At 66.7% G+C, this 12965-nt stretch carries 13 protein-coding genes and 1 pseudogene; 6 read left to right on the forward strand and 8 right to left on the reverse strand.

Going from position 1 to position 12965, the window contains the following annotated elements; all coding sequences use genetic code 11:
- Nucleotides 1-54: 54 nt before the first annotated feature.
- Nucleotides 55-1218, reverse strand: a complete 1164-nt coding sequence (locus DR843_RS14600) for a sugar ABC transporter substrate-binding protein (RefSeq protein WP_109686959.1) — start codon at nt 1216-1218, stop codon at nt 55-57.
- Nucleotides 1219-1348: 130 nt separating this feature from the next.
- Nucleotides 1349-1873, reverse strand: a complete 525-nt coding sequence (locus DR843_RS14605; RefSeq protein WP_109686961.1) for a GNAT family N-acetyltransferase — start codon at nt 1871-1873, stop codon at nt 1349-1351.
- Here DR843_RS14605 and DR843_RS14610 point away from each other — a divergent pair.
- A pseudogene (locus DR843_RS14610) lies at nt 1867-2722 on the forward strand (LD-carboxypeptidase). The gene DR843_RS14605 and the pseudogene DR843_RS14610 overlap by 7 nt on opposite strands.
- Before the next feature lie 18 nt (nt 2723-2740).
- Complete coding sequence (locus DR843_RS14615; protein WP_109689011.1) at nt 2741-3478, forward strand: dienelactone hydrolase family protein; 738 nt, start codon at nt 2741-2743, stop codon at nt 3476-3478.
- On the opposite strand, the gene DR843_RS14620 is transcribed toward DR843_RS14615, so the two are convergent.
- The 3 genes from DR843_RS14620 to DR843_RS14630 are packed head-to-tail and all read right to left on the reverse strand — an operon-like array spanning nt 3446 to nt 5859.
- Nucleotides 3446-4507 (reverse strand): zinc-binding metallopeptidase family protein, encoded by a 1062-nt coding sequence (locus tag DR843_RS14620; protein ID WP_109686963.1) that lies wholly within the window; start codon nt 4505-4507, stop codon nt 3446-3448. The two genes, DR843_RS14615 and DR843_RS14620, sit on opposite strands and share 33 nt — an antisense overlap.
- 9 nt (nt 4508-4516) lie before the next feature.
- Entirely contained in the window at nt 4517-5107 is a 591-nt protein-coding gene (locus tag DR843_RS14625) for a GNAT family N-acetyltransferase (RefSeq protein ID WP_109686965.1), read from the reverse strand.
- A 2-nt stretch (nt 5108-5109) separates the two neighbouring features.
- Complete coding sequence (locus DR843_RS14630) at nt 5110-5859, reverse strand: TetR/AcrR family transcriptional regulator (RefSeq protein WP_245934140.1); 750 nt, start codon at nt 5857-5859, stop codon at nt 5110-5112.
- Between the two features lie 73 nt (nt 5860-5932).
- Here DR843_RS14630 and DR843_RS14635 point away from each other — a divergent pair, with 73 nt between their 5' ends.
- Entirely contained in the window at nt 5933-7411 is a 1479-nt protein-coding gene (locus DR843_RS14635; RefSeq protein ID WP_109686966.1) for an MFS transporter, read from the forward strand.
- A gap of 77 nt (nt 7412-7488) precedes the next feature.
- Here DR843_RS14635 and DR843_RS14640 read toward each other — a convergent pair whose 3' ends face one another.
- Nucleotides 7489-9066, reverse strand: coding sequence for a DHA2 family efflux MFS transporter permease subunit (locus DR843_RS14640; RefSeq protein ID WP_109686968.1), 1578 nt, complete (start codon nt 9064-9066; stop codon nt 7489-7491).
- Nucleotides 9051-9614 carry a PadR family transcriptional regulator gene (locus DR843_RS14645; protein WP_109686970.1) on the reverse strand — a complete coding sequence of 188 codons (564 nt, stop codon included), beginning with the start codon at nt 9612-9614 and terminating at the stop codon, nt 9051-9053. The genes DR843_RS14640 and DR843_RS14645 overlap by 16 nt, the downstream gene beginning before the upstream one ends.
- A gap of 194 nt (nt 9615-9808) precedes the next feature.
- On the opposite strand from DR843_RS14645, the gene DR843_RS14650 reads away from it, so the two are divergent.
- Both DR843_RS14650 and DR843_RS14655 read left to right on the forward strand, forming a co-directional pair.
- Nucleotides 9809-10603: a trypsin-like serine peptidase gene (locus DR843_RS14650; protein WP_109686972.1), complete on the forward strand. Its 795-nt coding sequence runs from the start codon at nt 9809-9811 to the stop codon at nt 10601-10603.
- Between the two features lie 69 nt (nt 10604-10672).
- Nucleotides 10673-11290, forward strand: coding sequence for a GNAT family protein (locus DR843_RS14655; protein WP_109686974.1), 618 nt, complete (start codon nt 10673-10675; stop codon nt 11288-11290).
- Here the strand turns inward: DR843_RS14655 and DR843_RS14660 are convergent.
- The gene (locus DR843_RS14660) at nt 11260-12528 is read right to left on the reverse strand and encodes an MFS transporter (RefSeq protein ID WP_109686976.1); all 1269 of its coding nucleotides are present in this window, start codon (nt 12526-12528) and stop codon (nt 11260-11262) included. The genes DR843_RS14655 and DR843_RS14660 overlap by 31 nt on opposite strands.
- 148 nt (nt 12529-12676) lie before the next feature.
- On the opposite strand from DR843_RS14660, the gene DR843_RS14665 reads away from it, so the two are divergent.
- Nucleotides 12677-12952, forward strand: coding sequence for a hypothetical protein (locus DR843_RS14665; protein ID WP_109686978.1), 276 nt, complete (start codon nt 12677-12679; stop codon nt 12950-12952).
- Nucleotides 12953-12965: the final 13 nt, after the last annotated feature.

Consider the following 12965-nt stretch of genomic DNA (forward strand, 5'->3'; position numbering starts at 1 on the left):
GGTCGGATCGGTTGGCCGCGGGACCAACCGATCCGACCCACTCGTGCGGTGGAGTTACTTCACTCCGAACTTCGTGCACAACTCGGCGAACGTGTTGGCGCAGGTCGTCGCCTTCGGCGTGTAGCCGTCGTTGATCGGCAGCGCGACGTTGGCCTGGGTGATCGCGATCGGCGTCGCCAGGATGGCCGGCACCTTGCGACCGGTCTCCGTGTCCGTCACAGTCGCGGTCGTGGTCGGCAACTGGCCGGTCGCGAACTTGGCCGCGGCGTCGACCGCCGGGTTGGCCTCGCCCACCGACGGCTTGTAGATCGTGAAGCACTGGGTGCCCTGCATGATCCGCTGCAGACCTTCAACGGTGGCGTCCTGACCCGAAACCGCAACAGCACCAGCCTTCTTCTGCTTGGCGAGGTCAGCGATGACCGGTCCGGCCATACCGTCGTTGGCAACCATCACAGCCTGGATGTCGGGGTTCTTCTGGTACATCGAGGTGAACGTGATGCCCGCCTGCGTGTTGTCCCAGTTGGCGATGGACTGGTCGGCCAGCTTCTTCCAACCCGGCTGCTTGGACAGCACGCTGTTGTAGCCCTGCGCGAACAGCGTGGCGTTGTTGTCGGTGGGCGCACCGTTCAACTCGACGTAGTTGACCGACGACTTGCCCTTGACCTGCGGGCACTGCACCAGGGTCTGACCCTGCAACTCGCCAACCTTCACGTTGTCGAAGGACACGTAGAGCGATGCGTCGCCACCGAGGGTGAGGCGGTCGTAGTCGATCGTGATGATGCCCTTGGACTTGGCCTTCTGCTCGATCTTCGCGGCGGACGCGGAGTCGAGGTTGACCAGCATGAGGACCTTCACACCGTTGTTCATCATGGTGTCGGCCTGGGTGGCCATGGTGGTCGCGGAGTTGTTCGCGTTCTGGATGTCGCAGTCCAGGTTGTCGGCCTTGCAGCGGGCCGCGAGGGCGTCGGGGTCGGTGGAGATCCACCGGTTGGACGTCGTCCGGTCCGGCAGGATGATGCCGACCTTGGCGCCCTTTCCGTCGACCGTGCCGCTCGCGCCGGCGGCCGAACTGGTGGCGGAGGTCGTCCCACCGGCCGACGTGCCGCCGCCTCCCGCGGTAGCCGACGGTGAGGAGGACGAGGAACTGCTGCCACAGGCGGCCAGCGCCATGACACCGGAGGCGGCGAAGACCGCCGCGCTCAGCGCACCTTTGCGCATATTTCACTACCTTTCAGGAGGCTGCGGCCCTTCCCAGGACCGCCGCCAGGTTTGTTGTGTCCGACAACATATACCGAGGCAGTGAGCTGCGCCACATCCGTAATAGAACTGTTAACTACCTTGCGGTCGGTCAGCCGGGTTCGCCGACGGGCGGACCCGAGCCGCCGAGGTGTTTCTGCATCCACAACGTGTCGTGCCAGGCGCCGAACTTCCAGCCGATCGCCTGATAGACACCGACGCGGGTGAAGCCGAGCGAGGTGTGCAGACCCTCGCTGGCCTCGTTCGGCATGGTGATCCCGGCGCACAGCGTCCGGTAGTTGCGCTGCTCCAACCGCTCGAACAGGTGGCGGTACAACTCGCTGCCGACGCCCGATCGATGACTGTCGCGATGCACGTAAACGCTGACGTCACAGGCGAATCGGTACGCCGCGCGCTGACGGTGCTGCACGGCGTACGCATAGCCGACGACGTCCTCGCCGCGGACGGCGACCAGCCATTCGATGGCGCTGCCGATGCGTTGGGCCATCTCCGGAGCGGACGGCGGGTCGGCTTCGAACGAGACGACCGTGTCCGTGACGTACGGCGCGTAGATCCGCGCGCACCCCCACGCGTCCAGCTCGGGGTCGGCAGAGCGGATCGTGAGGTTCGCTGGCACCGAACAATCATGGCTGCAAAACCCGGTGGTGTGGCGCCCGGGCAGCCTCCTATCTGATCCCGGTTGAGTACCCGACAACGCGGCAGCTCGGTGCCTCCGCGACGGACCGGGCCGCGGACTTCAACGCCGCACTGGCCGACCCGTCCATCCGCGCGATCCTGGCCAGCATTGGCGGCGAGGACCAGATCACCGTGGTGCCACACCTGGATCTGTCACTGGCACAAGCGGATCCGAAACCGTACCTGGGCTACAGCGACAACACGAACATCCTCAACTGGCTGTGGCAGCGCGGTATCGCCGGCTTCTACGGCGGGTCGACGCAGGTGCAGCTCGGCCCCGGGCCCGCGGTGGACCCGATCCACGTCGCGAGCCTGCGCGCCGCGCTGCTGACCGGCGAACGACTCGAACTCACCGAGCCGGGTGAGTCGGAGGACTTCGGAATCGACTGGCTCGATCCGCGTGCCCTCACCACGTACGGCGATCGGGAGCCGACCCAGCCCTGGCGGTGGGCGGGTGCTGGAAACGTCCGAAGAACTAATCCCCGCAGGGGAATTCGGTTGGATCGTCCGTGCGCTGGGCGAGCGAGGGCTGCTGGCTCGGAGCGCAGCAGTGCTTGTCGCGCGGCCACCGACTTCCGAACATCATCGACTCGCCGACTCCGCCACTCGCGCTCGGCGTCGCCAGGAGCAGTCCGACGTGGCCGTCGAGCTCATCACGTCGTACAACCCCGACGCGGTCGTCGTGGTCGGCGTCCCGTTCGGGCACACGAGGCCGCAGTGGATCGTGCCGTACGGCGGCCGGATGACCGTGGACGGAACCTCCCGGCGGGTGTGGGCCGACTACCGCTGACGATTAGATAGACCGGTGATGATTACGGTCGAGCACCCAGACGGTCCCGTCGAGGCCTACCTCGAAGTCGGGCCGAATGCGCCGGCGCCGGGAGTGCTGCTCTTCATGGACGCGATCGGTCTACGGCCGCAGATCCAGTCCATGGCGGCGCAGATCGCGTCCTGGGGCTACACGGTGCTGGCGCCCAACGTGTTCTTCCGGTTCGGCAGTGCGCAGGACACCTCCCCCGACGGCCCGCTCGACACTGCGGAGAAACGTGAGGCGTTCTTCACCGGGGTCCGACCGCGACTGGGCACATTGACCACGGAACGGATGAGCCAAGATGCTGCTGTCTTCGTCGCGGCCCTGGTTGACCGCCCGGAGGTGAGCGAGGGGTCGATCGGCGTCGTCGGCTACTGCATGGGTGCGCGCTTCGCCACCATCGCGGCCGGTGATCACCCACAACTCGTCGCTGCCGCGGCGGGGTTCCACGGGGGCGGGATCGTGACCGACGATGAAGACAGTCCGCACCTGCGGATCCCTACTGCCCGAGCGGAATTCGCCTACGGCCACGCCGACAACGATCGATCGATGGCGCCGGAGGCGGTCGAGATACTCGGGACCACGCTGAGCGATGCCGGCCTGACCGCGATCAACGAGGTCTACCCCGGCGCGACGCACGGGTACACGATGGCCGACACCGCGTCGTACGACGAAGCGAGTGCGCAGCGGGCGATGCGGACGCTACGCGGGTTGCTGGACCGGACGCTTGGCTGAGGTCACGACCTTGTGCACGAAGGCCAGCTTGCGGGCGACCACATCGTTGATCTCGAAGGGGTAGAGATCACGGTCCCCCATCGACCGGTTGATCCGGTTGAAGAACGTCTTGACCCAGAACCAGTCCTCCAGCATCACCTCGAAATGCTCTGGCCCATAGTCGAATCGGGGTGAGATCGGCGGTCCGTCGTAGTCGTTGATCCGCGCCGTGCTGAGCATCATCCCGCTGGCACCGGCCGTCTCCATGGTGTCGGTGAGGTGCAGATAATGCGCGAAGCATTCAGCGAAGTCTTCCCAGGGGTGCATGGTCGCGTACTCGGAGATGTAGGAGTCGCGCCAATCCTGCGGCGCGCCGTACTTGTAGTGGTGTTTGATCGCATCGGAATAGGACGCCCGCTCATCGCCGAAGAGTTCTCGGCACTCGTCCAACAACTCACCGCCCGGCTTCTCGACCAGGATGCTCTCGTAGTAGTGGCCCACCTCGTGTCGCAGGTGACCCAACATGGTCCGATACGGCTCACCCAGTTGGATCCGCAGTCGCTCGCGACGGTCGTCGAGCGACTCGGCCAGGTCGATCGTGATCACTCCGTTCGCGTGACCGATCGTGACCGGATGGCCCAGCGCGATGCTGGAGAACATGTCGAAGGCCAGCGCGCCTTCCTTGTCGTGGTAGCTCTCCAGCGGCAGACCGAGGTGGTCGAGTTGGTAGATCAACCGCCGCAGCCAGTGCGCGGTGTCGGCCAGCTTCTCCAACGCCGCCGTTTCGTCGGCGGATGGCCGACCGCGGATGTATCTGGCTGAATCGCACATCGTTCGACCGGTTGCTGGGTCGACCAACCAGTTGCACGCCCACTCCCGGCGGTTGGCGCATTCTTCCCAGCTGACGCCGTCGACGTCGGCCGCGTCGTCATCGATGACGTAGAACCGGTGGGTCGGCGGGTGGAACCCCACCTTTGCGCCGCACGACCAACAGTTCAGCGTCTCGAACGAGATGTTGATCCGACACTGGGGACAACCAAAGCTGCGCACCTCTGCAACCTAGTCGAGGCGTCGCCTCAACCGCTCGCGAACATCCGGCCATTCGTCAGCGAGCACGCTGAAGACCACGGTGTCGCGCCAGGAACCATCCAATCGACGTACGTCGCGTCGCAGCGTCCCCTCGTACGTCGCCCCCAGCCGGGCGATAGCCGCGCGCGACCGCTCGTTGCGGTGGTCGGTCTGGATTTTGACGCGGCCGAACCCGCACTCGTCGAACGCGTGCCCGAGCAGCAGCAGCTTGGCGTCCGGGTTGACCTGGGTGCCCCAGAAGTCGCGGCCGTAGAACGTCGAGCCGATGTGCGTCTTCTCGTTGGCCAGGTCGATCTCCAGCAGCGAACTGGTGCCGGCGAGGGTGCCGTCCAGCAGCCGCACGGCGTACGGGACGCTCGCGCTGTCGGCCAGACGGGACTCGACGAAGGACGCGGTCTGCTCCCGTGTGGTGTGCGCGGTTTCGAACGGGTAGGCGCCACTGGTGAACGCCCGCGGGTCGGCCATCAACTGGTGCAGCTCGTCGATGTCCGCCTCGCTCAGGCGCTCAAGGCGCACGACGCGACCGACCAGCGGGCCGTCGGAGGGGAAGGTGCTGGCCACGCTCAGCCCGCTGCCTGCAGCTTCAGCCCCGCCAGGATCAGCTCCAGACCGGCGCAGAACTGCTCGACGTCCTGGTGCACCGCGAATTCCTCGACGATGTAGTGGATGAACGGGAACTGGTCCGGATCCAGGTCCCGCCACTGCTGCGCCGCGCGGGCCAAGTAGATGTCCCGGTCCAACTCCCCGGACAACACGGCCTCGGGCAGCTCCTGACCCATGTCGGCGGCGGTGCCGATGACGAATCCGACGACAGCCGAGGTCGCGTGGAACGCTTCCCGCGGGGTCAGACCCAGGCGCATGACGTTCTGGCCGATCTTCTCGTAGATCTGCAGCGAGTTCGTCTGCACGACGGTGTCCCGCATCAGGTACGCGCCGAGCCAGGGCCGGTCGACGATGGCGTCGAAGGTCGCGATCGCGATCGTGCGGATGTCGTCGATCGGATCGTCGGTGGCGACCGGTTCGATCGCCGTCACCACGTCGGCCATCGCGAAATCGGCTGCGCGGTCGAGCAATTCGTCGCGGCTGGAGACGTACCAGTAGATGCTGCCGACGCCACCGCCGAGCCGGGCGGCCAACGCGCGGAAGGTCAGCGCCGAGCCACCGCCGTCATCCAGGATCGCCACTGCCTCGGTGAGCACCGACTCCAAGGAGTGCGAGGCGCGCCGGCGGCGGGCGGCGGGGCGGGTCGGCTGGCTGGTCACGGCACCCATCCCACCACACGGGAGAGTCTCAGTTGCGGTCGGATCGAACATGGTTCTATTATCGAACCGCGTTCCATAACCGAACGTCGTTCGATACTCGAACGCTGACCCCCAGGAGCGCCCCATGACCACGATCCCCACCGCGGGGCCGCGCACGTACCCCTCGCTGCGGGCGGCGTGGATCCCGATGGCCGCCCTGTGCCTGGCCTTCTTCGTCGAGATGGTCGACAACACCCTGTTGACCATCGCGCTGCCGACCATCGGTCGCGACCTGCACGCCGACACCACGTCTCTGCAGTGGGTGACCGGCGCCTACTCCCTCACCTTCGGCGGCCTACTACTCACGGCCGGCTCCAGCGCGGACCGGTTCGGGCGCCGTCGCGTCCTGTCCTACGGCCTCGCGGCGTTCGGGATCATCAGCCTCGGAGTCGCCTTCGTGAACACCAGCGGCCAACTCATCGCGCTACGTGCCGCGCTCGGCCTGGCGGCCGCCGCCATGGCACCGGTCACCAACTCGCTGGTCTTCCGGCTGTTCGACGACCAGACCCTCCGGATGCGCGCGATCACCGTGATGATGGTCGTCGGCATGTCCGGCTTCATCCTCGGTCCGATCCTCGGCGGGACGGTCCTGACCCACCTGTCGTGGCACTGGCTTCTGCTGGTCAACGCACCGATCGCACTCATCGCGTGGCTCGGCGTACGGGCCGGGGTGCCGGCGGATGACCCCAGCGGCCTCACGAGTGACGCACTCGACCTGCCGGGCGCCGTACTCTCCATCGCCACCATCGGACTGGCGTGTTACGGCCTGACCAGCGGCGTCGAGCACGGGTGGACCGCACCGCTGACGCTGGTCTGTTTCGTCGCCGCGGTCGCCGCGCTGGTCGGATTCATCGTGCGCGAGCGCCGGGCCGCTGAGCCGATGCTCGACCTGTCCTACTTCTCCCGCGGACCCGTGCGCGGTGCGGCGATCGCGCAGGTCGGCACCTCGATCGCCATGGCCGGGGTGATGTTCGCCCTGATCCTCCACTTCCAGTACGCCTGGGGGTGGAGTCCGATGCGGGCCGGCCTGGCGAACCTGCCGATGATCCTCACCATGATCCTGGCGACGCCGATCTCCGAGGGTCTGGCCAAGAAGTTCGGCCACCGGATGGCCTGTCTCGCCGGCGCCGGCTTCCTGGCCGCGGGGCTGGCCGGACTGGCCTGGGGTGTCGAGCACAACTACTGGGCCATCGCGGTGTCGATGGTGGTGATGACCATCGGGCTGCGGACCGTCATGACCATCTGCGCGGTCGCCCTGGTCGACGCGATGCCCGCCAACCGGACCTCCATCGCCGCCGCGCTCAACGACACCGCTCAGGAAGTCGGCACCAGTGTGGGTACGGCGATCGTCGGCACCCTGATCGCCGTCCTCGTCACCCAGGTCCTGCCGGAAGGCACGTGGAGTTCCGAGCTGGTCGCGTCGTTCTTCCGCGGCGAGCGGATCCTGTTCACCGTGCTGGCGATCGTCGTCGGCGTGGTCGCTGCCGCGGGTGCGCTGACGCTCACCAACTCGCACAGCGTCGAGGAGCATCCGGCGGAGGATCTCGCGGAGGCGGCCGCGTAGAAACGCGCGGGTTACCAACAGGTGCGCGGCTTGTAAGCCGCGCACCTGTCGATAACCCGCGCATCTGTCGCGCTACGTCAGGCGGCCGGTTCGGGCGCGGGCCCGGCACTCGGCGTACCCGCCTCGTGCTTGACGCCGCCCGCCGCGTGCTTGCCCTGGGTACGCGTCACCCGGTGGCCCGGCGCTTCGAAGAACATCGAGATGACCAACCCGACCAGCAACGCGATCACCGGCAACCACAACGACTGGGACATCGCCGTCGAGAACGGCACGCCCACCTGCGGCGGCAGTTTGGTCCCCGGCGCCTCCTGGGCGGAGTTGGCCGCCGACGCCATCGGGCCCAGATTCGCGGTCAACCGAGCGGACAGCACCGCGGCGATCGCGGCACTGCCCAGCACCGCACCCACCTGACGGGTCGCGTTGTAGACGCCCGAACCCGCACCGGCGGCACTCATCGGCAGGTTGCGCGTGGCGGTCGCCGCCAGCGGCGCCCACAGGAACGCGCTACCCAGGCCGAACAGCGCCATCGTCGCCAGGATCTCCCAGACCGCGGACGTCGTATTGACCACGAACGTCAACCAGATCAGGGCGACTGCCGAGGCCAGGAACCCGGTGGAGGCCAGGATCCGCGGATGCACCCGGTCGGTGAGTCGGCCGACGACCGGCGCCAGGAATCCGGTCATCAACGCCATCGGCACCATCAGCAGAGCCGACTGAGTGGGCGTCCAACCACGCGCCGTCTGCGCCCACAGCGTGAAGGGGAATGCGAAGGCGGTGATGCAGAAAGACACGCAGGCGATGGCCAGGTTGGACAGCGAGAAGTTGCGGTCCTTGAAGAGGCTGAGCGGGATGAGCGGCTCGTTTTTGTTGACCGCCTGCCAGAAAATGAAGACCGCGAAGAGCACCAGACCGACGATGATCAGCAGCGGGACCGAGATCCAGCCCCTGATGGTGCCCCAGTCGTACGTCGGGCCCTCCTGGATACCGAAAACGATCAGGAACATGGCGGCGGCGGACAGGACGACGCCCAGCCAGTCGAACTGATGGGAGTGCGTCTCCAGCTCCGGGACCAGGCGCATCGCCAACACGAAGCCGATGACGCCGACCGGCACGTTGATGAAGAAGATCCACTCCCACCCGGGACCGTCGACCAGGATGCCGCCCAGGATGGGCCCCACCAGGGTCGCCACACCGGCAGTCGCACCCCACAGCGCCATGGCCTTCCCGCGCGAGGTCGGCGGGAACGTTCGCGTGATGACCGCCATCGTCTGCGGCGTCATCAGCGATGCACCCAGACCCTGCACGACGCGGGCCGTGATCAGCATCGAGATGGAATCGGTCAGACCACACCACAACGACGACAATGTGAAGAGCGTCAGACCGATCAGGTAGATCTTCTTCGGACCGAAGCGGTCGCCCAGGCGTCCGGTGATCAGCAGCGGCACGGCGTACGCCAACAGGTAGGCACTGGTGACCCAGATGACGTTGTTGTAGTCCGTGTGCAACTTCTCGCGGATGACGGGCGTCGCGATCGTGACGATGGTCGAGTCGACCAGGATCATGAAGAACCCGATGACCATCGCCCACAGGGCCGGCCACGGATTCGCTGGCGCGGAGGGCTCCACACCCCGCCGGTCAGCTAGTTGTTCGGCCATGAGTACTCCTCAGTCTCAATGAGTTCGATGGTGCGCACGAGCCAGTCGTGCTCGGCGCTGAGCATGTGGTGCAAGTAGTTGCCGGACAGCAGGACAACGGGATCGACGCCCCGTTTGGTGGCTTCGTGCTGGCCGTTCTCGATGACCGCCAGATCTCGCTCGATCAACGCCATGCGCTCCTTCAGGCTGCTGATAGCAGTCTCCTTCGGCAGGAAGTGCGCTTCGCCGATCGCCACCGGAAAGGAGGGGTAGTCCGTCCCCCACTCGTGCAGCAGGTCAGCGACTCGCTGGGTGAGTGCGCGCTCCCCCGCAGGCAAGATGCGGTAGGTCGTCCGCTCGGGTCGATTCCCTTCCCGTTCAACGGATTTCACCGCGACGAGGCCGTCCGAGTGCAACCGCTCGATCGTGTGGTAGAGAGACCCCGGCCGGACCTTCATCACCCGGTCCTGATGGCGCTCCAGCAACGTCTGATGCATCTCGTAGGGGTGCATCGGGCGTTCGCGCAGCAACGCCAGCATGGCGATGGCCAATGGTGTCAACGCCGCCATCAGCCCTCCCGTCCCGTATTAGTCCGCATCAAATATTCCGCGCGGACTATTTAACTCCCCGACGACAACGGTTGGCAAACCGCAGCCCCTGGCGAACACAGCCGCCGCACGGCCGACGTTCAGCAAAGATCCAGCGCACTGACACTTGAATCTCGTTGCCCCACAATGGCTTTCAGCCCCGATACACTTTCGTTATGAATCGCAGAGTCCGAGCCGTGCTCGCCTGCGCAGCGCTGTCCAGTTTGTTGCTGGTCGCCCCGGGGGCGCAGGTGCGAGCCGAAGCCATGCCATCAAACATCCCGCAGTCGCATACAACTGCGCCCACCAAGACCGTCGGTGCCCTGTTCGCTCCCAACTCCGGTGGCCAACACACCTGCACCGCAACGGTGTTGGCCAGTCCCACGCAGGATCTGGTCATCACCGCGGCCCACTGCCTGGCCGGGACGGGCGCCGGGTGGACGTTCGTGCCGGCCTACGACAAGGGCAAGGCACCGTACGGCGTGTGGCACGTCACGGCCGCCTACGTCCGCCCGCTGTGGCAGAGCAAGCAGAGCCCACTGGCCGACATCGCGATCCTGCGCCTCGCGAAGCAGACACGCGGCGGGCACAGCGTGGGAATCCAGCAGGTGACCGGAGGTGTCCGTCTCGCCACGGCAGCCGCACCTGGCACGGTCACGACGGTCACGGCGTACAACGGGGGCAGTGGAGACCGGCCGATCACCTGCACCCAGCGGGTGTTGCGGCAGAGCGGCTACCCGATGTTCGAGTGTGGCGGCTACGTCGGCGGGAGCAGCGGTTCCGCCTTCGTCACCGGCAGCGGGCAGTCCGCTCGCATCACCGGCGTCATCGGTGGCCTGCACCAAGGCGGCTGCGTCGACTACGTGTCCTACTCATCCCCGTTCCGGTTGGGCGTCATGTTCCTGTTCGCCCGCGCCGAATTGCACCGCACGGGCGACAACGTGGTCCAGCCGGGCGACGACGGCTGCTGAGCGGCAGGGCAGTCCACACCAGACCGATAAGCCCCACCTTGGGGGGACGAGCGCTGGCTACCCTGGAGCATGGCCGGTGACCCGTCGTACGCCATTGCCGCTCTGAGTCCGCAGACGTGGCCGGCGTTCGACGCCCTGGTCCAGCGGCACAACGGCATCTTCGGCGGCTGCTGGTGTATCTGGTTCCACCCCGACGGTCCCGAGCGAGGGCAGGGTGCCGACGCGAATCGGGCGCTGAAGAAGTCCTACGTGGAGCAGGGCGCCGCCCACGCGGCGCTGGTGATGGACGGCGAGGAAGCCATCGCCTGGGCCGAGTTCGGTACCCCGGTCGAGTTGCCCACCCTGCACCACAAGAAGCAGTACGACGCCACCAAGACCCAGGACCCCGATTACCGGATCACCTGCGTCTTCGTTGACAAGCGGTACCGGCGACAGGGCATCAGCGAACTGGCGATCACCGGCGCCCTCGACCTGATCGCGCAGGCGGGCGGCGGACGGGTCGAGAGCTACCCGCACGATCTGAGCAACCAGACCAAGAAGCTGTCCGCTTCGTTCCTCTACAACGGCACGCGGCGGATGTACGAGCGGCTCGGCTTCACCTACGACCGGCCCAAGGGCCTGAAGAACTGCGTGATGGTGAAAACGGTGCAGCCAGCTCAGATGGCCGGCGCCGGAGCGACCCGGTAGCGCACGAACGCCGGCACTGCGAGGGTCACCGCGACGACCAGCACCACGACGAGGACCCCACCACCGGTCGCAGCGGCCGCTGTGCCGACCACGGCCGCCGCACCACCGTGCACCACATCGGCGATCCGCGGGCCGCCGGCAACCACCACGATGAAGACGCCCTGCAACCGGCCACGCACGTCGTCGGCTGCCGCCTGCTGCAGCATCGTGGAGCGGAAGGCGGCCGAGGCCATGTCGGCGGCGCCGCCGATCGCGAGCGCGACGAAGGCGACCCAGAACGCGACGCCGATGCTGCCCGAGGCCCGCCAGACGGCCAGTCCGAAGACCGTCATGGCCAGACCCCACACGATGATCGCTACCACCACGGCCACGCCCTGTCGCGACACCCGCGACACCCAACCGGAGAAGACGCCACCGACCACCGCGCCCAGTGGGATCGCGGCGAACAACAGCGCGAAGGCCAGTCCGCCGTCGATGGGTCCGCCGAAGCTCTCGTGCGCAATCTGCGGGAACAGCGCCCGCGGCATCCCGAACACCATGGCGATGATGTCGACGACGAACGACATCAGCAGCACCGTGTGGCCACGGAGGTAGGCAAAGCCCTCTAGCACCGACCGCAGCCCCGCACGGCCGACCTTCTCCAGCGGTGGCAACGGCGGCAGTTTGAAGACCGCCCACAGCGTGGCGAACAGGCACAGCGTGTCCAGTAGATACAGCGCCGCGTAGCCCAGCACGGGGATCAACGCGCCGCCGACGAGCGGACCGGCGATCGCCCCCGCTTGCATCACCGTCATGTTCAGCGAGTTCGCGGCCGGCAGGAGGTCCGCGGGGATGATCCGTGGCAGCAGAGCGCTGCGGGTCGGCTGGTTGACCGCGAAGAACGCCTGCTGCGCTGCGAAGATCAGCAGGATCAGCCAGACGTTCGACCAACCCAACTCGGCCTGCGCCCAAAACAGCGCACTCATCACGATGAGGCCGACCGTCGTGATCATCAGCAGTTGGCGCCGGTCCATGACGTCGGCCAGCGCGCCGCCGTACAACCCGAAGATGATCAACGGAACCAACCCGAAGACGCCGGTCAGTCCGACGTAGAACGAGCTACCGGTGATCGCGTAGATCTGGGCGGGTACCGCCACGACCGTGAGTTGCGCACCAATGACCGTGACGATGTTCGCGAGCCACAGACGGCGATAGGCGGGTACGGCCAACGGTCGGGTATCGGCCAGCGCGCCACGCATCCTCACAAGATCGACAGTCTACGTATCTGCCGCCAGCGGCCGCTGCGGTGGACTACTGGCAAACACTTGGTAAAGGGGTGACAGATCTACACCTTTTGGTCTAGGCACGTCCTGGGATTGTCGTCACGCCGACTGCCAAACTGCCGCTATGACCCGCGTGGTGAGCCATCCGGCGCGTACGGCGAACGCCGCCCTGGAACTCGGGGCGACGATCACCGCAGCCTGCCTATCTCTGTTGATGGTGCTGGTGCCCGCTGGGGTCGTCCTGGGTGTCGTGTCGATCTTCCCCGGCATCCCCGCGGACGTCGCGGAGCGTCTGCGTCCGTTGCTGTTCGCCGGGCTCGCGGTGTACGCCTGCGTGTTCGCCGTCGGTCTCGCGCTGCTGATCGTGGGCCGCGCCGCCCGTCACCACCGGCACTCGTAGTGCGCTGCGCGGC

The sequence above is a fragment of the Branchiibius hedensis genome, from assembly GCF_900108585.1.
Taxonomy (GTDB): Bacteria; Actinomycetota; Actinomycetes; order Actinomycetales; family Dermatophilaceae; genus Branchiibius; species Branchiibius hedensis.

Coding starts and splice junctions, on each gene's coding strand:
- DR843_RS14640 (WP_109686968.1), bottom strand. CDS start 9,066: ATGGCCGAACAACTAGCTGACCGGCGGGGTGTGGAGCCCTCCGCGCCA.
- DR843_RS14645 (WP_109686970.1), bottom strand. CDS start 9,614: ATGGCGGCGTTGACACCATTGGCCATCGCCATGCTGGCGTTGCTGCGC.
- DR843_RS14635 (WP_109686966.1), top strand. CDS start 5,933: ATGACCACGATCCCCACCGCGGGGCCGCGCACGTACCCCTCGCTGCGG.
- DR843_RS14615 (WP_109689011.1), top strand. CDS start 2,741: ATGATTACGGTCGAGCACCCAGACGGTCCCGTCGAGGCCTACCTCGAA.
- DR843_RS14600 (WP_109686959.1), bottom strand. CDS start 1,218: ATGCGCAAAGGTGCGCTGAGCGCGGCGGTCTTCGCCGCCTCCGGTGTC.
- DR843_RS14660 (WP_109686976.1), bottom strand. CDS start 12,528: ATGCGTGGCGCGCTGGCCGATACCCGACCGTTGGCCGTACCCGCCTAT.
- DR843_RS14650 (WP_109686972.1), top strand. CDS start 9,809: ATGAATCGCAGAGTCCGAGCCGTGCTCGCCTGCGCAGCGCTGTCCAGT.
- DR843_RS14655 (WP_109686974.1), top strand. CDS start 10,673: ATGGCCGGTGACCCGTCGTACGCCATTGCCGCTCTGAGTCCGCAGACG.
- DR843_RS14630 (WP_245934140.1), bottom strand. CDS start 5,859: ATGTTCGATCCGACCGCAACTGAGACTCTCCCGTGTGGTGGGATGGGT.
- DR843_RS14665 (WP_109686978.1), top strand. CDS start 12,677: ATGACCCGCGTGGTGAGCCATCCGGCGCGTACGGCGAACGCCGCCCTG.